This window comes from Pantoea sp. XAF26B01_ASV70, assembly GCF_054512635.1.
Genome location: NZ_CM137251.1, coordinates 1,317,120 through 1,339,417, shown reverse-complemented (window position 1 = coordinate 1,339,417; position 22,298 = coordinate 1,317,120). Strand labels below are relative to the sequence as shown.

General features: G+C 39.8%; 19 protein-coding genes. 9 read left to right on the top strand and 10 right to left on the bottom strand.

Annotated elements, in window-relative coordinates; translation table 11 throughout:
* Positions 1-313 precede the first annotated feature (313 nt).
* Together ACX8ZY_RS06440 and ACX8ZY_RS06435 are read left to right on the top strand one after the other, a co-directional pair.
* A complete protein-coding gene (locus tag ACX8ZY_RS06440) occupies positions 314-5,836 on the top strand; it encodes a DUF3320 domain-containing protein (RefSeq protein ID WP_459260820.1) in 5,523 nt (1,840 codons plus the stop codon).
* Positions 5,837-5,847: 11 nt separating this feature from the next.
* Complete coding sequence (locus ACX8ZY_RS06435) at positions 5,848-6,033, top strand: hypothetical protein (RefSeq protein ID WP_031593312.1); 186 nt, start codon at positions 5,848-5,850, stop codon at positions 6,031-6,033.
* Between the two features lie 480 nt (positions 6,034-6,513).
* On the opposite strand, the gene ACX8ZY_RS06430 is transcribed toward ACX8ZY_RS06435, so the two are convergent.
* Complete coding sequence (locus ACX8ZY_RS06430) at positions 6,514-7,161, bottom strand: hypothetical protein (protein WP_228312549.1); 648 nt, start codon at positions 7,159-7,161, stop codon at positions 6,514-6,516.
* 144 nt (positions 7,162-7,305) lie between these two features.
* Here ACX8ZY_RS06430 and ACX8ZY_RS06425 point away from each other — a divergent pair, with 144 nt between their 5' ends.
* The 6 genes from ACX8ZY_RS06425 to ACX8ZY_RS06400 all read left to right on the top strand — a co-directional run bounded on the left by ACX8ZY_RS06425 (position 7,306) and on the right by ACX8ZY_RS06400 (position 12,449).
* A complete protein-coding gene (locus ACX8ZY_RS06425) occupies positions 7,306-7,692 on the top strand; it encodes a hypothetical protein (RefSeq protein ID WP_459260817.1) in 387 nt (128 codons plus the stop codon).
* Positions 7,670-8,905, top strand: a complete 1,236-nt coding sequence (locus ACX8ZY_RS06420) for a relaxase/mobilization nuclease domain-containing protein (protein ID WP_459260815.1) — start codon at positions 7,670-7,672, stop codon at positions 8,903-8,905. The genes ACX8ZY_RS06425 and ACX8ZY_RS06420 overlap by 23 nt, the downstream gene beginning before the upstream one ends.
* A gap of 222 nt (positions 8,906-9,127) precedes the next feature.
* The gene (locus ACX8ZY_RS06415; RefSeq protein ID WP_459260813.1) at positions 9,128-9,769 is read left to right on the top strand and encodes a DUF4755 domain-containing protein; all 642 of its coding nucleotides are present in this window, start codon (positions 9,128-9,130) and stop codon (positions 9,767-9,769) included.
* 28 nt (positions 9,770-9,797) lie between these two features.
* Positions 9,798-10,130 (top strand): hypothetical protein, encoded by a 333-nt coding sequence (locus ACX8ZY_RS06410; protein WP_459260811.1) that lies wholly within the window; start codon positions 9,798-9,800, stop codon positions 10,128-10,130.
* A 470-nt stretch (positions 10,131-10,600) separates the two neighbouring features.
* A complete protein-coding gene (locus tag ACX8ZY_RS06405) occupies positions 10,601-11,875 on the top strand; it encodes an SMODS domain-containing nucleotidyltransferase (RefSeq protein ID WP_459260809.1) in 1,275 nt (424 codons plus the stop codon).
* Between the two features lie 7 nt (positions 11,876-11,882).
* On the top strand, positions 11,883-12,449 hold the full coding sequence (locus ACX8ZY_RS06400; RefSeq protein ID WP_375150299.1) for an SLATT domain-containing protein: 567 nt from the start codon (positions 11,883-11,885) through the stop codon (positions 12,447-12,449).
* Between the two features lie 90 nt (positions 12,450-12,539).
* On the opposite strand, the gene ACX8ZY_RS06395 is transcribed toward ACX8ZY_RS06400, so the two are convergent.
* The 5 genes from ACX8ZY_RS06395 to ACX8ZY_RS06375 all read right to left on the bottom strand — a co-directional run bounded on the left by ACX8ZY_RS06395 (position 12,540) and on the right by ACX8ZY_RS06375 (position 18,042).
* The gene (locus ACX8ZY_RS06395; RefSeq protein ID WP_375150300.1) at positions 12,540-12,959 is read right to left on the bottom strand and encodes a hypothetical protein; all 420 of its coding nucleotides are present in this window, start codon (positions 12,957-12,959) and stop codon (positions 12,540-12,542) included.
* Between the two features lie 95 nt (positions 12,960-13,054).
* Positions 13,055-13,474, bottom strand: a complete 420-nt coding sequence (locus tag ACX8ZY_RS06390; protein WP_459260806.1) for a hypothetical protein — start codon at positions 13,472-13,474, stop codon at positions 13,055-13,057.
* 12 nt (positions 13,475-13,486) lie between these two features.
* On the bottom strand, positions 13,487-15,319 hold the full coding sequence (locus ACX8ZY_RS06385) for a hypothetical protein (protein WP_459260805.1): 1,833 nt from the start codon (positions 15,317-15,319) through the stop codon (positions 13,487-13,489).
* A complete protein-coding gene (locus tag ACX8ZY_RS06380; protein ID WP_459260803.1) occupies positions 15,312-16,832 on the bottom strand; it encodes a site-specific integrase in 1,521 nt (506 codons plus the stop codon). The genes ACX8ZY_RS06385 and ACX8ZY_RS06380 overlap by 8 nt, the downstream gene beginning before the upstream one ends.
* A complete protein-coding gene (locus ACX8ZY_RS06375; protein ID WP_459260801.1) occupies positions 16,825-18,042 on the bottom strand; it encodes a tyrosine-type recombinase/integrase in 1,218 nt (405 codons plus the stop codon). The genes ACX8ZY_RS06380 and ACX8ZY_RS06375 overlap by 8 nt, the downstream gene beginning before the upstream one ends.
* A 406-nt stretch (positions 18,043-18,448) precedes the next feature.
* Between ACX8ZY_RS06375 and ACX8ZY_RS06370 the strand changes: the two genes are divergently transcribed.
* Complete coding sequence (locus tag ACX8ZY_RS06370; RefSeq protein ID WP_459260799.1) at positions 18,449-18,856, top strand: hypothetical protein; 408 nt, start codon at positions 18,449-18,451, stop codon at positions 18,854-18,856.
* A gap of 96 nt (positions 18,857-18,952) precedes the next feature.
* Here ACX8ZY_RS06370 and ACX8ZY_RS06365 read toward each other — a convergent pair whose 3' ends face one another.
* The 4 genes from ACX8ZY_RS06365 to ACX8ZY_RS06350 form a co-directional block, all read right to left on the bottom strand.
* Positions 18,953-19,276: a hypothetical protein gene (locus ACX8ZY_RS06365; protein ID WP_459260797.1), complete on the bottom strand. Its 324-nt coding sequence runs from the start codon at positions 19,274-19,276 to the stop codon at positions 18,953-18,955.
* 12 nt (positions 19,277-19,288) lie between these two features.
* Positions 19,289-19,495 carry a helix-turn-helix transcriptional regulator gene (locus ACX8ZY_RS06360; protein WP_050679705.1) on the bottom strand — a complete coding sequence of 69 codons (207 nt, stop codon included), beginning with the start codon at positions 19,493-19,495 and terminating at the stop codon, positions 19,289-19,291.
* A 99-nt stretch (positions 19,496-19,594) separates the two neighbouring features.
* Positions 19,595-20,449, bottom strand: coding sequence for a DUF6387 family protein (locus ACX8ZY_RS06355; protein WP_459261096.1), 855 nt, complete (start codon positions 20,447-20,449; stop codon positions 19,595-19,597).
* Positions 20,450-20,862: 413 nt separating this feature from the next.
* Positions 20,863-22,248: a VasL domain-containing protein gene (locus tag ACX8ZY_RS06350; RefSeq protein ID WP_421665277.1), complete on the bottom strand. Its 1,386-nt coding sequence runs from the start codon at positions 22,246-22,248 to the stop codon at positions 20,863-20,865.
* Positions 22,249-22,298 lie beyond the last annotated feature (50 nt).

Sequence of the window (22,298 nt, the reverse complement as noted above, 5' to 3'; positions counted from 1 at the left end):
CACGCGACCGTAAACTATCGGACAACTTCAGACGGAAAGAATAATTGAGGGTGCACCAAACCAAATGCGTCTATTTTTTATACAAAAACATCATGTTAACTTATATTTAATCTTGATATTTGGAAAGAAAAATCCATTACTCTATGCAACGCATTGAATTATATAGATAAATAAAATAACATTAAGATTAATTAGAAAATTCTTAATTTTCACGCTGAAACATTCTAATATGTACAGAAAAATTGCAGTGATTTAAAGCTATTAGCATAACTCACTGATTAACTGATAAATTTTCAATTCAAGGTTATGCGTAATGGACGAAATTGAAGGCTCGCTTTACAAAAACTCCAATCTGTCACTCAGCCAGAAACTTGAAAAGTCGCGAGCAGAGTTACTCGATCTGACAGCTAGAAATCGTTTACTTAACATACCAAAATCAAAGACTACAAAATTTTTGGAAGTAGTTAATGAAAGATCTGACATTTTGTTCAAGATGCTTTTTGAAGAAGGCAAGCCGTTTACTTTTCTTCATGGTCGAGAAGATAAAAAGACAGATGAAAACAACGAGAACAGTGAGACAGACTCAGAGTCCGAAGATATTATTTTCTTAGATGACTCCGAAACTAACCACAATGATACAAAACTTCAGACCAAGCTCACGCCAAAGACATTACAAAAAAAGTTATTAGATTTATATTACGACTCAAAAACCCTTGAAGAAGAACAAGGCGTAAATATCCTGTTTCTGTCTTTAGGATCGCTTAAATGGATAGATCCTAATAGTAAAGCAAACATACGCCATGCCCCTATTTTATTATTACCAGTTGAATTAATGCGAGCTAAAGCAGGAGAACGCTTTAAAATTAAAGTCAGGGATGAGGACATCATTAGCAACCTGTCACTTGAAACATTCCTCAGCCGTGTTCACCAAATAACCCTACCTCCCCTGAGTATCGATGAGGACTTTTCTTTAACGAATTATTTCGCAGAGATAAAACAAGCTATATCATTGAAAGAAGGTTGGGAAGTATTAGAAAATGAAGTCAATCTAGGTCTGTTTTCCTATGCTAAATTTATGATGTATACAGATTTAGATCCTGATAACTGGCCTTCGGATTCAAAAATCACAGATCAGGAATCAATAAAATGTCTTTTAGAAACAGGCTTCTCTGGTGGAGAGTTAATCTCTGACGACATTGTAATTGACTCAGTCATCCCCCCCCGAGAAATGCTTCATATTTTGGACAGTGATAGCTCACAGACTCTTGCCATTCACGAAGTACGTAATGGTAAAAGCTTGGTTATTCAGGGTCCTCCAGGAACTGGTAAATCTCAGACAATCGCAAACATCATAGCTTCAGCTGTAGCAGACGGTAAAAAAGTATTATTTGTAGCTGAAAAGATGGCGGCGCTTGAAGTAGTTAAACGCAGACTTGATCAGGCGGGTGTTGGAGATGCTTGTTTAGAACTACATAGCAATAAAACCAACAAAAGAGCATTCCTTGAAGAACTGAAGCGAGTCTGGGAACTCGGTTCACCTCGGGGAGAATTTCCAGATACATTAGTCAATAATCTCACAGAAAGCCGAGATATCCTCAACAATCATACCGCAAGAATCCATAAAACGTACATGCCATCTGGCTTAACGCCATATAAGGTTATGGCGCAACTGGTACGTCTCAGACAATTAGGTTTTGATCCTAATGATTATAAGCTTAGCGGGTATGAATCATGGAGTAACGGTGATTTCTCCAAAAGACATGCACTTATTGATGAATTAATTGAGAGGATAAGTGATATTGGCATTCCTGATTCGCACTCATGGAATGGTATCGATAGAACTGAGATACTTCCTAGTGAAGTTGAAAGACTCACTGCCTCATTAACGAACCTGAAGTCTGAACTTTCAGATTCTATTGAAGAGTCTATCAATCTTTCTAAACTTACCAATGAAGCCTATCATATAGGCTCATTAAAAGAGTTACAGGAATTCATTCTAATAGCTGAATTAATTAACTCAGCGCCTAATTTATCACCTGAATCATTAAGTTCGCCATTATGGGCCACTTCTAAAGATGAGACAAAGACGTTAATTGAAACTGGATTCTCATTTAAAGAGCTCTACAGCAAGCTTGAAAAAGAATTACATGCAGATAAATTCAACACCGAGGTCGCCAGCCTTTCAGAAGATTATCGCAAATTACCTGTAGATATTAATATTAATGCTTTTACTAATGCCTATAAACTGAAGACACTTACACCTAGAATCTTAAAAGAGTCCTCAAGATTGCAGCAGGAGTTGGGTTCTAAAATCGGATTCTCGAATTTAAGTGAGATTGAAAGTCTTATTGAGTTGGGTGAGAGTATTACTCAAGCTCCAAATGTGAGTCCAGAAGCATTCATTGCCACTGTCTGGGAAGGTGGTATTGAAAAAGCGGCAAGTCTGGTTGCAGATATTAAACAACTTAGTATTTATAAAGAAAAAATCAATCTCATCTTTGTTGAAAAGGCGTGGGAAACAGATGTAGAAAGCACACGAAACAGCCTTGAAAACAACACAGGCGCTTTTAAATTCCTTAATAGCGAATGGCGAAAGTCGAAAAAGCTTACCCTTTCATTGATAAATGATAAAGGTTTGACGATCCCTCAGCAGGTTGAGTACCTCGATCTGTTGATAAAAGCACAGAAATTAAGAAAATCCATCATTGATTTGAATGAGTTCGGACAGTCTGCATTTAGTTCAGACTGGCGAGGTGAGAATAGCGATAGTGAATTGCTGAAATCACTTGTCGAATGGATGCGTACCTTACGTGGTATCAACTCTGAAGCCCGAATAATTGCAAGTCGCCTCTCCAACAAAGACGCCTTAGCATATCAAGTGAATCAGCTTAAAAAACTCACCCATGAAGTTTTAGATGAAAGCCGTATTCTTTGGGATTCATTGGGAGCCACGCCAGAAGAGTATTTTGATAACTATTATTCCGTTAAAAGCATTCCACTGGAATCACTCCTTGTAAAGTCTGACGTGCTAAGCACTATGGACTCCGCGTATAAAGATGTTTTCGTCAAAAATGAATCCTCTGTTTCCGATCGTATTGAATTGTTGAGTTTGTTATCAAACGCCCAGCAAAAAATGAATATCATTCATAATTTCGATAATTTAGCTCAGTCAACCATGTCTCCATTATGGTTGAAAGAAAACAGTGACTGGGATCTGTTACTTCAATCTCATTCCTGGATTGAATCAAATGATGACTTAAGAATTTTAGCGTCTAAAATAGATGACAAACAGGGTCTAGTTCATAAATCAAGAAGTTTGAGTGAGTCTATTCAAGCGCAGTTTGCCAAACTCACATCAGTGATTACTTCTCTTAAATCTTCCTATGGATCAATTTTCAAAAATGAAAATGTTCATGAAACACCCTTTAATCTAGTCTATGACAAGATTACTCTTTGGATAGATAATTCTGAACAACTTTCAAAATGGGTTGCCTGGCAAAACCGTGTAGAGCTGGCGAAAACATTTGGTATTTATCCATTAATCTCCGATTTGAGTAGTGGAGTTCTTTCCTCCGAACGTTTACTAGGTACTTTTGACAGAACTTATTTCGACTCAATTCTGTCTTTAATGGTCGAAGATGAGCCAGAACTGGCTCGTTTTGATGGTGATTTGCATTCAAGAAGAGTAGCAAGCTTCGCTGAGATGGATCTGCGAAGAATTAAAGCTTCGAGTTTTGAAGTCGTAAGAGCTCACCACAAAGCAATTCCCTCTAAAGTTGGCGTAGGCCCTATAGGTGTACTGCGGGGTGAGATGGCACGCAAACGCGGTCATATGGCGATTCGACAGCTCATGACAAAAGCTGGAGCAGCTATTCAGGCATTAAAGCCAGTTATGATGATGAGTCCTCTGTCAGTTGCCCAGTTTTTAGTGCCAGGTAAGCAGTCGTTTGATTTACTGGTAATGGATGAAGCCAGTCAGATCCAACCTGTAGATGCATTAGGAGCTATTGCACGAAGTAAGCAGATAGTTGTTGTCGGAGACGAACGTCAGTTACCTCCAACTTCTTTCTTCGCCAAAATGACAGGTTCCGCAGATGAGCAGGATGATGACGAGTCAGCACAAGTGGCAGACATTGAGAGCATACTGGGACTTTTTGTTGCCAGAGGGTTGCCTCAAAAAATGCTTCGCTGGCATTACAGAAGTCGTCACCAGTCATTGATTGCTGTATCGAATAGTCAGTTTTATGAAAACAAACTTTTTATAGTTCCCAGCCCCTATACACAAGAAGCAGGTATGGGCCTGCGTTTCCATAAAGTTGAAGATGGCGTATTCGAATCTGGAAGCAATGCAAATGAAGCAAAGCGCGTAGCAACAGCAATTCTCGAACATGCAAGAAGCCACCCTCATTTATCTCTAGGTGTGGCTACCTTTTCTGTTACTCAGAGAAAGCGTATTCAGGACGAGCTTGAAGTGCTTCGCAGGCTGAACCCTGAGTTCGAGGATTTTTTCTATGCGCACCCAAGCGAACCTTTTTTTGTTAAAAACCTTGAAAACATTCAGGGTGACGAACGCGACGTCATTATCCTTTCTGTTGGATATGCCCGAAATCCACAAAACTACATGGCAATGAGATTTGGTCCTCTTGGAGCAGAAGGTGGTGAAAGACGCCTGAACGTTCTTATAAGTCGAGCCAAAAGGCGTTGCGAAGTTTATGCCTCAATCACCGACGAAGATATCGATCTTGAAAGAGCTAAGGGTCGAGGTGTATTCGCTTTTAAACTTTTCCTGCAATATGCAAGAACAGGACGCTTGTCAGTTGCAGAACAAAGTGGCCGTTCAATGGACAGTCTGTTCGAAGAACAGGTTGCAAATGCTCTGCAAAAAGAAGGCTTCCAGGTTCACCCTCAAGTTGGCATTGCAGGTTTCTTTATTGATTTAGCCATTGCCGACCCTGATATGCCAGGCCGCTACCTCATCGGGATTGAATGCGATGGTATGACTTACCACTCTTCCCGTTCTTCGAGAGAAAGAGATCGCTTACGTCAGGCAGTGCTTGAGGATCATGGTTGGATCATTCACAGGATTTGGAGCACGGACTGGTTCCAGCGCCCCGAAGAGCAACTACAGAAAACTCTCTCTGCTATTCAGGCGGCTAAGAAAGAGCTCGAAAATCGTTCTGAAACTTCTCTATCCCGGTCAAGAGCTGTACCTGTCGAGATAGTCACAGTTGAAAGAGAGACTGTCACAGAGATTGGTCTTGAGACAATTGAAGACAGTTTCAATGAAGCTGTGGCATATGTTGAGGCGGTTCCTGACGTTGACACAAGATTTCAGATTCATGAAACCCCAGTTGGCATGCTCGCCAAGATAGTTGAGCAAATTGTTCTTGTGGAAGCCCCAATACATGTGAATGAAGTGATTACACGTGTCAGGTCCGCATGGGGTCTGCAACGTGCAGGGGCCCGTATTGAAAATGTAGTCAATAAAAGTATAGAGTTAGCGTGCCATAATAAAGCAATTGAAAGAAAAGATAATTTTCTATTTATCTGCAATTCTGTTATTAAAGTAAGAAACAGGTTTAATGTTAACTCGCAAGGATTACGCAAGCCAGAAAATATCTCTCATCAAGAGATCTCTGTGTGTGTAAAAGAGACTATACAAAGAAGTTTCTCAGCTACTCATGATGAGATTTATTTTACAGTTTCAAGAATGCTAGGCTTCAAATCCACAAGCTCGTTATTAAAAGATAGGATATTCAGGACAATCACAAGTTTGATCGAAGAAAGAGAACTTAGTTTAAACGAAGACATTATTACCCTTAGTAATAAAACATAAGGATTAGTGAAATGAAGAAATATTTCTCTGAAGCATTTAATATTATAGCGCTTATCATAGGCTTATGCTCGGCTTTATCTTGGACATTATCGGCTCAAACAGATATTAAAGTGCTAGTCGATTTTTTCAACTTAAATGCGGCTAAACTTGCAGTGATATCATCAATGCTTGTTGCTATTGCTAGCTTATTGAAATAAGTACAATAACGACCTTTTTATTAAAAGGTCGTTATTAAATTTGAAAAATATAAATTTGGATGCTAATTTTCACCTTACCACACAAGAAAAGGAAATAAAAATGAAAATAAAATCCAAGATATACAAATCTGTATTAATAATCGCATTGTTATTAATTGCATATTTTCCCGCATCAATTATTTATTCAACATACTCAGTAGCCTTAGCAAACATAGAACAATTTAAAAATATCTTCATTGCCTATTCTGCTGTAACTAGCCTAGTAATCTTACAGATTATATATATATTTAAATGTATGCAGCTTGCCATTAAAATAACTAAACATGCTTAACAACTTAAATGAATTTGTTTATATTAAGTTAAAATTAATTGAAAAAACAGGCATTAGCAAGCAAGGGCTAACTCAGCGAAGCTGAGTTGCCTTGCTTTTCGCCTTGCAGTTGAAAAGAACTGCTTAGAAGAGATCACAACCTTTGAAATTCACTGTCCTTTACAAATAGCAAACCTATAAGCTGCATGCAAATCATGAAAATAATTGCAGAGGTATGTTAAATTCTTTTGTAAATCAGGAAGAACATCAGTATCAATATCGAATGATTGTATAAGCATATCATTCTCATCATAAAGCAGCATCGCTTTCACATACGAGGTTGGTTTCTTTTGCATTCTCTCTTGTATTTTATCTATGTCTAAAGCTTTTACTCTTGATTTTTTTTCATCCTGCTTATTATCTCCTCCCTTAGGATACCTAAAAAAGGTACTTTTTGAGTCGATTCCATTTATTAAATTTATTTTTCTATCAATTCCCTCCTCAATTAGCCAATCAGTATCATTAGGGAATTTATCTATAAAACCCTGATGTAGCCCAATGAAGTAGTAATAAAGCTCGCCAATATTATGTAAGTCTGTCAATAACTTCTGCTTTTTGTTTATTTGAATAAAAGGTTTTTCCATGCTGCCATTATTGAAAAAGGGGATATCAAATTTCCTATGAAGGATATATATTAATGATTTCAAGTATAATTCTAAAGCATGCCTTTTTAAAAAATTTATTGGCATTAACAAATCCTTTGAAGAATCACTCTCCATTAATTCATCAGCAGATTCTTTAAATTGATCTGCTGTCATGCCGAATCCATGATCATAATGCATATGTAAAGGCATCATTAAATACATACGTTCTCCTAAATGAATAAATCATTCTCTATTGACTTTAAGATTATATGCGCTAAATGTTAACTTAGCATATTAATTCTATGGAAAGGAGTTCCTATGAATAAGTTTTACCGCCCTCCCCTTGCAGAAAATCTACGTATTCATTGTGTCAGCGTCAGACTCAATAACTCAGAGCTAAATATTTTGGATCAAGAGCGTAAGCATCACGCTAAGGGCGAGTGGCTTCGCATGTGCCTTTTGAAGACCCAACCTTCTATCGTTCCTGAGATAAACAGAGCGGCATGGAAAATGTTTGGCGAGATAAATCACAGGCTCAATGAGATTGTTAACCACCTTAACTCAAAGCAGTCGTGTACCCCTCTTACTAAGACAGAATTGTTCGTAGTAAAGCGGCAAATCAGTGAGCTTCGCTCTCGCCTACTTACTGCTGATCTATGGAGTATCCCCTCTAATGAAGGGCATGCAGAAGATCAAGCGAGGTAAGAGCTTCGCAGGAGTTGTTCTATACGCGTTGAAACCTGGAACACATCATAAAACTGATCCCGTAGTCATAGGGGGGAACCTGCTGGGAGATTCAGCAGCTGAGTTGATAACTGAGTTCAACGCTTCTGCTTCACTTCGTTCAGACGCGGCGAAACCGGTGTGGCATAACTCGCTTCGCCTGCCACAGGGTGAATCCCTCACAGCGAAGCAGTGGGTTGTGTTTGCCGACGACTATATGACACGTATGGGATTCAGTGACACTCACCTACGTTGTTATGTCCTACATGACGATGAGGCCGGTCAGCACATTCATATCATTGCCAGTAGAGTAGACCTCATCAACGTAGGGAAGCTCTACCTGGGAAGGAATGAAAACCTAATCAGCACGCGAGTAATTCAGGAGCTTGAACTGACTCATGGCCAGACCAGAACCAAAGGTCCCTCTCCTTCACATAGCACTTCCCCTGTCAGAGCGCGCAAGAAGCTATCTCGTGGCGAGCAACAGAAGGAGAAGCGTGAAGGTCATCCAACTCCTAAAACGTTCCTGCAGAACACTATCGATGAGCTTCTTATAGCTGCCAATGATATTCCTCGCTTCATTGAAGCACTTCGCGAGCACGGCATAACGCCAGTTCCGAATATTGCCACTTCTGGCCGCATGAATGGTTTCTCATTCGAATACTCCGGTATAGCTTTCAAAGCTTCGCAACTGGGAAAGACGTACTCATGGGCCAACCTTCAGGAGAAGCTTCACTACGAACCTGAACGTGACAATCCTCTGCTCTTTGATTTGAAAGCTACGGCTATGGGAGGTAATGAGACGAGTGATCCAAAGATAGAAGCTACTAATGTAGTAATCATAACGTCATTACCAGTTGCTTTAGAATCCGAAAGTACGCCTCCTCCTGTGTATGAACATAGAGTTGAAGCGCCAGAGGCAACTGAAGCGCAGACACTGCTCGACATGACGCGTATGCCAAGCGAGCAAACCAGAAGTGCTGACTTCTTTATGACAAGGGTATTGAAATGGCTGCTGAGCATTCCTTACCTGGCCGCTTTCATAAACCTGCTCAAAAAGGCAGGTAAGACGTTTCTCCACGAAAAATCCTCATTTTCGACAATTCATAAAGTCCTCTCAGCTGAGCCTGAGTTATCTGAGCCACTAGTCAGCAGCGAAATACTGACTGATCGCACAGCAGTGCCCTTTCGATAACCGCCTGCCTCAACACAACTTTCAAGCCTAAGTCCTTATTTGAACAAATAATTGATCGTTTTTACAGATCGATAAATCATATACGATAGTCAATACCTATCAAAACAGGATCATCGATCGGTACAAGTGATTTGCTTAATTTTTGAACTCGTTCAAAAATGCGTCGTAAAAGCAGTTACCAATCAGCTAGTTATGAGTCCCATAACGTCAAAGGTATATAAAATGGACACAGCGGCTTTGAATAGTCAGAAAGTACGTAAACCTTCTTTCTTTCGTTCTATCAGGTTATGGATTGTTGTATTGGTGATTGTCTGGATACTGACTGATTCAAACCCCAGGGACACTGCAGGGTTCCTGTTCATGTGGACATTACCTGCCTTCTTCTTACTCCTCACCGCATATGTGTCATACACACATAAAAGAGCTAACGCCTCGACGATTGATCTGTTGAACGTCAACAATAGCGGGATCTGGAGTCATGAATTCCAGGACAGTAAAATGACCATTGATACCAACCGAGAGCTGCTGACACTGGAAGCTGGCAAGCGCAAAAAAGCTTACAAGTTCAATGAGGTTAAAGGCTGGAGATACCACCTGGCTAATGGAGGGGAAATCGTAGCTCTTGATTTAGTCGGTATGGCGGGGGTTAAAGGTCACAACAACCTTACTCGCCTTAAAAACTTCGAGAACTCAGGGTTCTTCATCCAGGTGAGAGACATTGAATTACCGGAGTGGCAAATCAAATTTCACCCCCGTAAAGGCCGTTTCCACCATGAACGCGGGATCCGCGATACAGAAATGCAGTTGAAACAATGGTGCGAAATTTTCGACCAGACACTCAACACACCCACGACAAAAAAATGATTATCAATATCTAATAAGGGATTAAGAAATGAATAAAATTTCAGCAATTGCAGTTGTTTTTTTGGCAGCATTACTCACAGGTTGCGATAGCGAACCTTCATCTGCAGAGATTCAAAAGGCTATGCAAGACAACATTGATCACACAAACCAGCAAGCCAGACAACGGTTCGGTGAGAACAGCAAAGACATGCTCACGACTCTGAACAAAGTTGAGAAGGTTTCCTGTAAGGAGTCAGAGGCAAAAGGTACATACCTATGCAAAGTGGATACTGACATAACACTACCACTCATGGGCGAGAAGCAAACTGTTGCTGAATTCAAATTCACGAAAAATAATGGGAACTGGAAAGTGTCACCTTAATTAAATCCAAAAAATGCTGAATGAGGCTACATAGTTTGAGTTAAGTAGCCATCATTATCTTTTTTCTAATGACCTAAAATCTCCTGCATCCCCCTACCTCATCTTAAAGATACATAATACTCAACAATGTGGCCCTAGCACTCATACTAAACTTTAGTTCCAGCAGAAAACCGATATCTTTTGCCTAAATCATTAGGTTTATTTACAATACATGGCAAGATTGGTTTAGGTATCAGTGGAGAAATAAGTTTATTTAGCTAAGTACTTGTTTCATTTGATAAAATCAAATACTACAGAATGTGGAATTCGAAGGGATACCTGGCCATTCAAGTTATGAATGTAATGCAGAGAAATCTGTAAAATTTTGAAATTAGATAGATACTTATGTTTATGATTTTCTTATCAAATAATGTTAAAGATAACAATAAGTTGCATGACGTAGCTTAACATTAAAAAATAGAGAGAACACAATGTCTACTAGTAAAGCTTTCACAGCATTCCTCAATAATATTAAAGTTGTTAATTCTGGTCAAATCAACAAAAGATTTGGACGAATAACTCGTCAACTTAATAACTTTTTTTATGATTTAGACTCCAAAAACTCTAACTCCCTACAGGTCGGATCTTATGGTAGATATACAGGCATAAAGGATATTTCAGACCTTGATATGCTATTTATTCTGCCTAATGAATGCTGGGACACATACAAAGAAAATCAATCGTATCTACTTCAAAGGGTTAAAGATAAGTTAAAAGAAAATTTCAAATCAACAAATATCAGAGGTGATGGGCAAGTTGTTGTCATTAGTTTTGGCAACCAAGATTTTGAAGTCTGCCCTGTGTTCCAAAAAGAAGATGGCACTTTCAAATACCCAGACACAAACAATGGTGGCAAATGGAAAAAATGTAATCCAAGAGATGAAATCGAGTCTTTCCGGGAATTAAACGCCACACGAAAGGGGCATTTGAGGAGACTTGCTAAGATGATGAGAGTCTGGAGGACACATAATGAAATTGAAATGAGCGGATTTTTAGTAGATACATTGTGTTATAATTTTTTTCTAGAAAATGATGACTATGATGATAAAAGCTATCGCAGCTATGATGAGTTGATTAGAGACTTCTTCCGCTTCCTTGAAGATGAAGGAGAGAGAGAGTTTTATTATGCCTTTGGTAGTAATTCCAAAATACCCGTAAAAGCACAATTTTATAAAAAGGTAAGAAAATCAAGAGAAGCATCCGAAAATGCAGTTGATGAAGAAAGCTTCAATGCAAAAATGAAGGAGTGGAAGAAAGTATTCGGTCGTAAGTTCCCTAACAGTGATTTCTCAAAAGAGTCAGCGTCAACTTCTGAAATGCATATTGAAAACCTTTATGAGGTTAAAGAGAAATATCAAATAACTATCGATTGCAAATTAAAAGATGAAAATTTATTTGAAAAAATGCTTTCTAAAATAATAGGAAACTCTGAGAAAATAAATAAAAATGTCCAGTTAGAATTTTATTTAGAAGAATCTAATGTACCACACCCCTTTGTCCTTAAGTGGAAAGTAAAAAACTCGGGAAGTGAGGCACTAAAAAGGAACTGCATTCGTGGTCAGATTATTAATGATGATGGTAGCCATAAAATTCTCGAGAGGGCAGATTTTACAGGTGAGCATTATGTTGAATGCTATGCAATATATCAAAATGAGGTAGTGGCGAGAGATAGGATTCAGGTTCCAATTGATATAAAAAATGCATAAGGAGGACATGATGATTGATAAATACGAATACTTAGAAGCTCAAATAAGAGAGTGTTTCGGCAGAGTGGTTTATACTCATAAAACTCATGAGAAACTAGCTGAAATATTTCTTGATAGACTTAACTTATTCAAAAATGCACAGATAATTTTATTGACAATATCCACCGGTTCTTTTCTAACTTCTATTTTTGGAAACTCAAAGTGGGGTGCTATTGTAGGCTCTTTAATTTCAGCCATTCTTCTATTCATAAATACATACCTTAAAAATTATGATCTTGGCTCATTAACTCAGAAGCATAAACAAGCAGCTAATGAAATTTGGTGCGTCAGAGAAAAGTATTTATCTTTACTTACTGATATTAAGATAAAAGATAAAAGCATCGACGATTTACAAAAAGTGAGAGATGAACTTTTGGCGGAGTTATCTTCTATATATTCAAAAGCGCCTCCAACTAACAGTAAAGCATACACGCTTGCTAGTCGGGCTTTAAAGGAACTTGAAGAAATGACTTTTAATGATAGTGAAATAAATGCTTTCCTACCAGAGTCCCTTAAGAAAAAACAAAAAACTTAAATCAACCAAGGTCTAGTTATCATTTCCTCGGGTCACTTGGTAACTAAGCCTAAAAAACAATTATTCAAGATTAATTATTGGCAATATGAATTAAATTCTCCTTTTTTTTCTCTTTCTTCTGGCAGCAACAACCTGATTCAGGAGTACAGCTTTCTCATATTTTACCCTTTCCTCACGATAAATATTTTCCGCCTCTTCTTCATTATCAATGGCATAATGAATCATAAAGCGAAAGAAAAACGTAATCTCATGTTCATAGCCAAGGTGCTGAATGATTCTTGGAGAACTTGATTTTAGAGCGTTTGATAGCATAGATATGATAGTAAAACGATCAGCGAGATCTGTTTTAGATTGTGGAAGGTAGTACTTAATGTAGTAGCCGACACAGAATAGCCAGATATATCTAATTATCTTGTCCTGAGCAAAACCTGATTTTTTTAATCTCTCAATGAACATTTGCAAAAGCAAAAGTAACTTTTCTTCCCTTGAAAGAGCGTCTGTATTTTTCATAGATTGCGTCCTTGCAAAATTGATCAACCACTCCCTGGTTGTATATACAAGATAACATATAATTTTAATTGCGCAATATCTGCGCAACTAAATATTTAATCAGCATTCGTTTCCCTGTCTATCTTGGGCAATCCATTATTAAGTTGTTCAAAACTGATTCCGTAATTTATAGCATTAAACTGCCATACAACAAACCTCTCTTCCAGACTCCTGATCTCTTCTGCCAGTACTTTATTTTTGAATTCGAGATTACTGATACGCTGTGAGGCCATTTTTAAATTAGCTGGCCGTTTTTCTTCATCGTTTCCAGACTTAATATTTTTCTTCTTAATATTGAAAGCCATGACAATATCTTTGTGAAGCCCCAGTGACTGACGGGTTGGTCGCTTACCAATCAGAGGTTCAAGCCTGTCACAAAGATATTCCCATGAAAGCTTACCTGACTTCTCACTGTCCCAACCTGCTATTGTGTTTTTAATTATGTTGATGTCTTTATTATCTAGATGTTTAGCCATATGACTCTCCTTTTAATTATGATTTATCCTTTCATTTCCAATCAGTTCATTCCTGCTCACGCCAGTGAGATTTTTCATATGTGTAAAATCATCACCATTCAGTCTTACCAACGCCCCATCCTCAAGTTTTTTGCTTTTGAGTAACGCTATCAAATCCAGAAGTCTTGCTTGCGTTTTTTCGTGATAGGCCGCCCACTTGTCAGCCCCGTACTCCTCGTCTTCCATGTCAACCTTTGCCTTTTCAATAAGCTGCTCTGTGTATGCCGCAGTAGCTTCCAGCCTGCCTAGCGAGTCTTTGTCCCCTTTCACGCACGTATGATCGCTGCAATTGATACAGTCCCTGAACTTCGTACACGGTGAGATTACGTAGTCATGAGTGCAGTAGCCGAACTCTGTCACGTGAATGGCTGCGTGGCCTGTATCCTTGACATCAATACGCCATGAAGGCTTTGCTACAGCTCGTGGGGTGGTGTTTTCTGGTTTAATGCCAATATTCTGCACATTATGCTTAACTGACTCCCGAACCTTCTCTTCCTGGCTGACGTGGTTATAAGTTCTGTTTTGTGTTTCCCTCACTCGTCCTGACCACTTGGCCAGTTCAAAATCGCCAAGGCCACCACGTTGTGCAATTGTATTGAGTAAGTGTCTTGCCTGGTGACTTCTGAGTGAAAGGTTATTCCCCTTTGACCCTTTGTAGCCGTGCCTGTCAAAAATCGTAGAAATGCAGTGCGTCCTGCGATACTCAGTGCTCCCCAGATTGGCGCTGACAAGTGTGGCAGTTGGTCTGAAAAGACTTCTTTGTGTTTTTATACTTGTGCTGAGTTGATAACGGAACAGCAGGCAGAGTGCGTTGCTGTATCGAATGTTCTTTTCTTTATCGTACCAGGGGAAGTCTGGGTTAAGCTCTCGGCCCTTACCGGAAATTTCAATCTCTCTGGCATATGTCCGGGCGTTTTCTGAAAGAGTCCTCAGCCTCCTGATAGCTATCTCAGCAACCGGGACCATGACTTCAGGTATCCATTTCACATTTCCACCAAACCCCTTCACGGAATAGAATCTCAGCCCGTACCTCAGCTTTCCTTCCCTGTCCGCCTCACGGATTTCACAATCCGCCGGGAGCGTCAGGATTTCGGTTACTCTGGAAGGTGCGCACATGAGCAATGCAAAGACGGAGCTTATGAACAAGTCCATTTCTGAAAGCTGATCATCTGGAAGTGCGAAGATTTCAGCGATAGCATTCAACGACTCTTCGTCAGGTAACTTTGCCTCACGGGCCTCTTGTGCAGTTTTAGTGAGCCTGTTGCTTGCTTCCTGCGCTCTGAGTGGACTCTTCCAGAGCAGTGACGGCATGATCAGGAATTTTTTTTCTCTGAGAAATGAAACCAGTCCTTCCAGTACTTTACCGCAGGCATGCGCTACTGCTTTGTTGTATGCGCTTCTTAAGGTGACAACGCACTGGTCCAGAACAGTGAGATTAACGTACTGAATATGACTCCGCCCATTGACCTGCAAGAGGGCTGCCTCAAGTGTTCTGAAAACGATATTCAGACGCTGATTGATTTTCTTGCCTCCATTCATGTAGTGGTAAAGGACATAGCTTTTAGCGAACTCAATAAAATTCTTGTCTAATGGCTCATTTACAATAACAGAGTTTTTTTTGACGCCTTTGACAGGGGTTTTAGTGAAAAGGAAAACTTTTGACCAGTTAACCTCCTCCCAGCTCACAAGGTCGTTTTTATTGAGAGTGAACCGACAGTAGCTCACAAAATAATCTATTTTCTGCGCGCAATATTTTTCCCTGCGCGTTTCGAGCACTCTTAACTTATCATTTTTAATATCATCCATTTAACACCTCCGGGTTTGATTTGAATTCTTTGCACTTATTTATCACCTCTGATACTGCAATAATTGTTCTGTCCAGTATCTGTGTAGTCACAGGATCGGACACTATGCACTGAATCCTGTTACGCTCATCGAGTAAATATTCGAGTAATTTTTCATGCGGCCCTTCAACAAAAGGTCTGAAATGCATGCAGGTGTAACAGGGGATGGGCACACATGCTGTGCAGGATTTGCAACTGGCGCATTGCCCTGACTTTTCACCAGTATTGATTCTGATGTTGCCGCCGGGATATTTATCCTCACTTTTGTTAATCAGCACTCCCTGAAACATCTTTGCGTAGTAGCCAAGCTCAGCGGAAACGGCATCTTCGATTTTATTTAAACTATCTGGACCTGACTGAACATAAACGCCTGTATACATTAAAGTGGAATGATCAAGTAATTCGCCTATAACGACTTCTCCGTAGCCCTCTCTTGCGAGCCGTGTACCCAACGTATAGCGAAACCGCCGGGCATTCATATTTATTACTTCACCCGTCCTTTCCGAGATTACGTTCTCTGTTGTAGCTATTCTTTTGAGCGTTTGAGTACACTTTATCGCATAGGCATGAAGTCTGTCTGAAGAAAGAATCTCATGTAGATTCTCACAGTCACCAATCGCTTCAAGCCTTTCCTGACAGGCAAACAATGGTAATTCTAATATCTCTCTTTCAGAGAGTTTTCTGCCGAGCTGCCTGCTAAAACTCTCAGAGACGATACGTGCCTGCTCTTTAAAAATCCTGAATAATTCATGTGTAATCCTGAATCGCCTGAATGAGGCTCTGTATTTTTCTCCTTGCTTTATTCTGGGGATATTTATATAGCATTCGTTTATTGCTCTTTCCTTTATGATATCTTTCGTTTTTATCTGTGTGATTTGTAAACTTCTTCTTCCCGTATGAATGGTAATTAAGGCCATTGCCAGATCAGAATAAGATATCGTATCCTTCTGGTATGCACGTGAGACAGCATCGTAAAAGTTATCAAACTCCATGTCTGTCAGAGGGCCCTGATAAGGATCTCGTCTTTTAACCACCTCCCCCTTTTTATTGTCTTTTATCGTCCAGTTATCAACGAGGTCTACACATTTTTGGGTAATCCCGTCAAAACCTAATTCATACCATTTTTTGATTAGGATCCTGAGACAAATGAAATCCTGATTCGAGAACTTATTACTGGATTTTGTTGTTAGCATTACAGCTTCGTCAATTGAATCAAAACTCATAAACGAAATGAATTTCATGAAAACTCTGTTAATTTGCTTAACAGATCCGGGGCTGATCTCTTCTGCGAAATATTTCATTGTATTCACATAACCGTACCTGAGGTTATCTGACAACTTTTCAGTGACCTTACCTACATTCAATTTTATATTTCTACTTAACTCCCAGAATTCATCATCCAACCTGAATGTGTAACTTTCGTTTTTTGCATATAAGATATCTCTATGCGCGTTCATAACCTTTAATTTATTCATAAGACACCCCACTGCGCTTTTTAAAAATATTATCCTGAAGTTGCAAGGCTGCTTTTACTGATTCCTTAACAATAAATCGTCTGTTATAGGTTTGTGCTGTTCCAGAACCCGGCTCCCAACCCATATGATTGGAACGCATTTTCTCTTGCATCTCCTCACTCACATGCTCGGTGCTTTCATCCATCAGTTTCGAAAATAAATAGTTCCAGGTGTGTCTGAACTTATGTCCAGTCAACTGACTTAAACCTGAATCAATGCTTCTCAGTCTGTAAATGATCTTATGGTATGAAGGAACCGACAGAGGATCGCCACGTGTCTCTCCTTCTTTGTGAGTAATAAAAAGGTATCCGTGCTTTTTCTTTCTGATATTGGCTTTTCTTTCGCCTGTAATATATGAATGGAGAAGTCTGGTAAGTTCGTCAGACATGGGTAAATTTCTTTCAAGCGTTTTTACGAGGGGCTGATTGACTCTTGTGTCCTCAATACTGTCAGCCCTTCGTCTTACGAAAAGCATTTGCGCCGCAAAATCAATATCTTCAACTCTCAGGTTCAATAACTCTCCACACCTTATCCCTAATGAATGTAATATTATGACTATAAGCTGATTTCTATGGCGAACTTTTTTGTCGAATGGATTCAATTCACATTGAGGATCAATAACTGAAAGAAGGATTTCCAGGTCTTCTTCTTCGATTGTTTTATAGACGTTGCCTTCTGAATTCCTGTATTTTATCTTCGGCCTTCTGGCTTTTATTTTTTTCACGAAGTAGGAAATTTTCCTGTAGCCATCATCTATATTTTTGATAGTTAGCTGACACAACCATTCGAGATATTTTGCTATTGTCGTAAGCCGTATATACTTTGTCGCACTGCATACTCCAGGATGATGATCTTTGATATTAATCACTTTCGCAGTTCTCATCCTCTTCCCGACAAAATCCCGCAGAAGATCAATTTCGTTGTTATCCAGGAATCTGGCTGTTTCAATTCGCTCTTCAATGTCTATGTTGCGTATAAAAAGAAAGCGATAAAAAAGTGCGATACACCCTGCCTGAGTCTCAATTGTTTTTATCGATTCATTACTGTTTCTCAGTTGTGTTGTAATAAATAGACATGGATAAAACACCGGAATACCTGTTTTCTTGTTTTTTATAATACAATAGCGCTCACCATTTTTCATTTTAAACGTTTTAATACCAAATCTTTCCATAAACTCTCCTTTTTTTCAGTTAAATTATTTGCAAAACAGGTATAGGTTAAATATTTAAAAACAATGACCTATAATAATTTTGCAAAAATATTTTATTAATATACCGCTTAATAACTGTCAATAAAGGATGGCGCTAAATATTCTTTCCAAATGTTAATAAGGTATATATAAGGACTCTTCTATTTACCTGATACCTTAAAAACACTCTACGTAGCTTGATATAACTGACTTCGCATTATCTCTGTAAAGAATTTTGCAAAATTCAAGCTGTTTTGGCTTTTAATTCTTTCCATTTTTATCGACAACTTCCACGGCATTAATTTTAAATAACACAACTTTTTAATTAGTCAATAGTTGCTTTAATTTTAAAAAATGCTTATATAGAAATAAAAACTAAGGAGAGTCTATGATCGATATTAAAAACAACTTGGAAATTATGTGGATATATTTTCCTGCAAATGAAAATGAAATTTTGCATGAATTACATGAATCATCTTCCTTCGAGTTCTACGAACGCTACCTATTGGAGTTATCAGCAAGGGAGTTCATTGATTTCTTCCAATATTTATTAGACTACAAAATCAATAATAACCTTGATGATAAACATTCAATATCTCAACTGATCAGCTATGGCTTTGGTCAGAAATCTATTCTCGACCGAGAACCACAATTCGAAAACTTCCAGTCTATTCAATCACGTGTTGCCGATCTTAGAAGCGAACATTTAACTCAAAGAATTAAAAATGAACAGAAAGGATTAGGTTCGAAGATTGAACCACTATCAGAAACTATAAAAAAGCAAGACAGATTGTAATTTATATATACATGAAGGGCCATGCATATGATGCATGGCCCCATTCCTATCACTGCTAAATTAACCCTATGAAAATACGATTTATTTAAAACAATCTTACAACTTAAAACTCTTGAATTCATGTTCAGATTTAAACAAAAGGATTATTTTGGCCAGATTCTCAACATCTTCTTTCTGCTTAAATAAAGTCATCCATATTGAAAAGACTGCGTACTGTAATTTAAACTCAAATTCAAAAACAGTAGATACTGCACCCTTTATATTTCCTGAGAGATATTCTCCTAACCAAAAAGCAATGCTTTTAGAAAATTCATCATTACACATGGCTGTAACTGCATCATGATCGAATCTTTTATCAAATGATTCTTTTTTCATAGACTTAAAATATTTGTTAGTACTAATAAAATCGTTCAGTTTCATATTAAACCCCTTTTAAATGGTTTCGTTTCGTGATTTAGAAATTAACATCTCAATCCATTCATCAATCTCACCCTCAATAAACGCCACCGCACGAGAGCCAATCTTGATAGGTTGAGGAAATTGCTTGTTCCTAATAAGCTTATAAATCCATGACTTGCTATATCCTGTTTTATTTATTACCGCACTTAAGCGAATGAGTTTTATATTTGAAATGTTCATGCTGTCGCTCTCTCTTCTGTTTCGATGAGAGCTACATTACCAAGTGGAAGATTAGGAGGGTGAGTGTGGCTCGTGACAACGGAGCCACTGGAGGCTGGGTCAGTTGGAATCCGAGAGTTTCATGACGTCTGAAACTCTCATATTTTTAAGGTGGGGGTTTCGATTTATGAAGAAGTTGAATTGGCGAACGAAATCAATGGTTGCTGCTTTCATAGCCAGTGGTCTATCGGCGTCTTTGATATGGTAATTAAGACGGATAACTGCCTCGTCGTCTTCATCTGTGTACAGCAGTCTGGAAAGCCGCTCGTCTGAAACGCGCAGCTCATACATCTTTGCCCATAAAAGAACATCGAGCATTGCGATGAGACGATAAGAGATAATCTTCTTGATTGTGCCGTAGCCGAAGCGCACAACCCCTGACTCGTCAGCTTCAATCCCCTTCACGCGTCTCCATTGCGGTAGAGCTGACTTGATAGACTCTGCAATCTCATCGTCTGTACCACTGGCAAGGTCTATTTCTAAAAGGACGGTGCTCTCACATACCGCTGACATAACCGTAGATACATAGGCTTCATGGTGGGGAAGGTTTACGCAGTACTCGTCACTACCTTGCTCCCAGGAGAACAGATTGACCCGGAGACCCATTACACTAAGTTGAGCAAGTCGGCTTATGTCTGTGATGAAGATATGCGGTGGGCTTTGAAGAGTTTGATCATCTTGCATGTAGTTAAGCTGTTCGGGATCGAAGAGGAAAGGCTTCCCATTGAAGATCTGTCTCATATACCCACCGAGGCCGATCTTTTCTTCTTCTGTGGGCCAGGGTTTAAAGAGCAAGGCCCTTGCCCACAGCTCATGATAGAGACAGTTAAGCGTGGTCTCTTCGAACTTTCTATAGCTAGAAATGTTCAGCCAGGATTTGACTGCTTTGGTATCTTCTGTTGACCAGTTTTTCAAAGCTAACTCCTTCACGATTTCTCCATGAAAAGAGTATAATCAACACTGTTCAATCAACGTTATAAAGCTGTTTTGAAGAAAGAAGCTTTTGTTGGTATCTTTGTTGGTACAAATGATTATAAATCATATTTTTCGCTTAAAATAAGTCACTTAACTGTAAGTTCGATTCCTGCAGGGGACACCAGGCCTGCCCTGTACTTAAACCCACCCTATCAATTAAAACTCTTAATAATCAATAACAAGCCATTACTGACGGCTATCCCCCTTTGCCCTTTTTCTTCTCAGAATCAATAATCATCTGCCGGCCCTGGCTATGTTCTTTAGGCAAATCCATCAACACCAGTGAATGAGTTGTGATTATGACCTGCCAGGTCTGGGTTATTAGCTGGATACCAGTGCTTCGAATATCTTTTTTATTTTAATGAATCCTGTTTTATTTCTGCATAACGGGCAATCAGTTGCTTCAGATGCATCTCCAGCTGAGTTCTGACAGCCGCAGGCAAAGGTTCGCCTGCTGGATTTTGTGACAATACCCTTAGCTGCTCTTCAGCCGGTATGGATTGATTAAAGGACTGCATAGCGGAAAAAACGACTGACTTCAGCTCACTGACCGTCAGGTATTTTCCTTTCTGCACATCCAGTTCGTTCAGCCTGTCACTCAGTTTTTGTAGTGTCGCCATTCCCTGAGACCAGCCATTCAGCTGTTCTGTTGGCAATGCGGCAGCATTAAGTTGTTGCTGCCACTGCTGGATTAGTGGCTTAGCCTGCTCCGGCCAAAGTACCCGGACCTGTTCCAGCAACTGTCGACTGTATTCAATATTCCAGTCAGGAGGCAATTTACCCAGCCGGGCAAGCTGCTGCTGTGTTTGTGTTATTAAAACCTGTGGTAACGGAGCTTGCTGACGCGACATATCCAGCTGTTCAGACGTAAGAGGTGCAGGCAATGGAGCCAGTGAGGCTGCAAGCTGAGTCTGCAACGGGACTGGCCGATTAAGAAACTGCCAGCTCCATAGTGTGACTGTGCTTACCACCAGCATGGTACACATCCCGGCAGCGAAGAATTTCCATTTTTTTACCTGATTGGGTATTGCCGCCAATGCTTCTGCATTCGCCTGGTGTTCCGGCAGCGCCGCATAAACCCACTTCACTACGCTTGCTGACGTATCTTCAGGCGGACTACCAGCAAGGTCCTTCGTGGATGCTGCGGCACTATTCATCGCGGTGGCAGGCAACCTGATACCTGGCTGAATGTCCGGCCTGGTGCTGGTTATGCCATCGCTGTTTTCCAGCCTGGCAGCACTGTTGTGCATCAAGGTACGTAACGTATCGAGCTGGCTCAGATGCTTAAGCTCCAGGCCCTGCAGCACCTCACCCAGAGCGGTAAGCAGTTGCTCCGCCCGATACAGCTGGCTGAGGTCGCTGTGATTTAGCGGGAGCGAACGTATCAGTTGCTGTAAACGCTGACTCAGACTGCTGAGGATTTTCATGCGGGCATGGACAGGCTGCGGCCAGAGTGCGCCCCACTGATGGCTTATCATTGCCTCGAGTATCGCCAGACCTTCATTGAGCCCCAATAAACCAGCCAGTTGCGTTCGGGCCAGCGTGTACCAGGACAGCGTCTGTAGCTCCACACCATTTTGTTCAAACAGTGAGAGACAGCGTTTTTCGGCATAACGCCAGTTCACATCCGGGCGAGCCGGATGTGTCAGCTTACTCAGTTCATCACGCAGGGCGGCATAATCCGGTAGCGTGCGCGGGTCACCACCGGTTTTGATTTTATGTGGGGGGATGTGATCCATGACCAGTTGTCCATTTTGACGCGTACGGAAAAATTGAGGATTAACGCTTA

Bases quoted from the DNA above. Each gene is read 5' to 3' on its own strand.
- ACX8ZY_RS06440 (WP_459260820.1), top strand. From the start codon at position 314: ATGGACGAAATTGAAGGCTCGCTTTACAAAAACTCCAATCTGTCACTC.
- ACX8ZY_RS06435 (WP_031593312.1), top strand. From the start codon at position 5,848: ATGAAGAAATATTTCTCTGAAGCATTTAATATTATAGCGCTTATCATA.
- ACX8ZY_RS06430 (WP_228312549.1), bottom strand. From the start codon at position 7,161: ATGACAGCAGATCAATTTAAAGAATCTGCTGATGAATTAATGGAGAGT.
- ACX8ZY_RS06425 (WP_459260817.1), top strand. From the start codon at position 7,306: ATGAATAAGTTTTACCGCCCTCCCCTTGCAGAAAATCTACGTATTCAT.
- ACX8ZY_RS06420 (WP_459260815.1), top strand. From the start codon at position 7,670: ATGCAGAAGATCAAGCGAGGTAAGAGCTTCGCAGGAGTTGTTCTATAC.
- ACX8ZY_RS06415 (WP_459260813.1), top strand. From the start codon at position 9,128: ATGGACACAGCGGCTTTGAATAGTCAGAAAGTACGTAAACCTTCTTTC.
- ACX8ZY_RS06410 (WP_459260811.1), top strand. From the start codon at position 9,798: ATGAATAAAATTTCAGCAATTGCAGTTGTTTTTTTGGCAGCATTACTC.
- ACX8ZY_RS06405 (WP_459260809.1), top strand. From the start codon at position 10,601: ATGTCTACTAGTAAAGCTTTCACAGCATTCCTCAATAATATTAAAGTT.
- ACX8ZY_RS06400 (WP_375150299.1), top strand. From the start codon at position 11,883: ATGATGATTGATAAATACGAATACTTAGAAGCTCAAATAAGAGAGTGT.
- ACX8ZY_RS06395 (WP_375150300.1), bottom strand. From the start codon at position 12,959: ATGAAAAATACAGACGCTCTTTCAAGGGAAGAAAAGTTACTTTTGCTT.
- ACX8ZY_RS06390 (WP_459260806.1), bottom strand. From the start codon at position 13,474: ATGGCTAAACATCTAGATAATAAAGACATCAACATAATTAAAAACACA.
- ACX8ZY_RS06385 (WP_459260805.1), bottom strand. From the start codon at position 15,319: ATGGATGATATTAAAAATGATAAGTTAAGAGTGCTCGAAACGCGCAGG.
- ACX8ZY_RS06380 (WP_459260803.1), bottom strand. From the start codon at position 16,832: ATGAATAAATTAAAGGTTATGAACGCGCATAGAGATATCTTATATGCA.
- ACX8ZY_RS06375 (WP_459260801.1), bottom strand. From the start codon at position 18,042: ATGGAAAGATTTGGTATTAAAACGTTTAAAATGAAAAATGGTGAGCGC.
- ACX8ZY_RS06370 (WP_459260799.1), top strand. From the start codon at position 18,449: ATGATCGATATTAAAAACAACTTGGAAATTATGTGGATATATTTTCCT.
- ACX8ZY_RS06365 (WP_459260797.1), bottom strand. From the start codon at position 19,276: ATGAAACTGAACGATTTTATTAGTACTAACAAATATTTTAAGTCTATG.
- ACX8ZY_RS06360 (WP_050679705.1), bottom strand. From the start codon at position 19,495: ATGAACATTTCAAATATAAAACTCATTCGCTTAAGTGCGGTAATAAAT.
- ACX8ZY_RS06350 (WP_421665277.1), bottom strand. From the start codon at position 22,248: ATGGATCACATCCCCCCACATAAAATCAAAACCGGTGGTGACCCGCGC.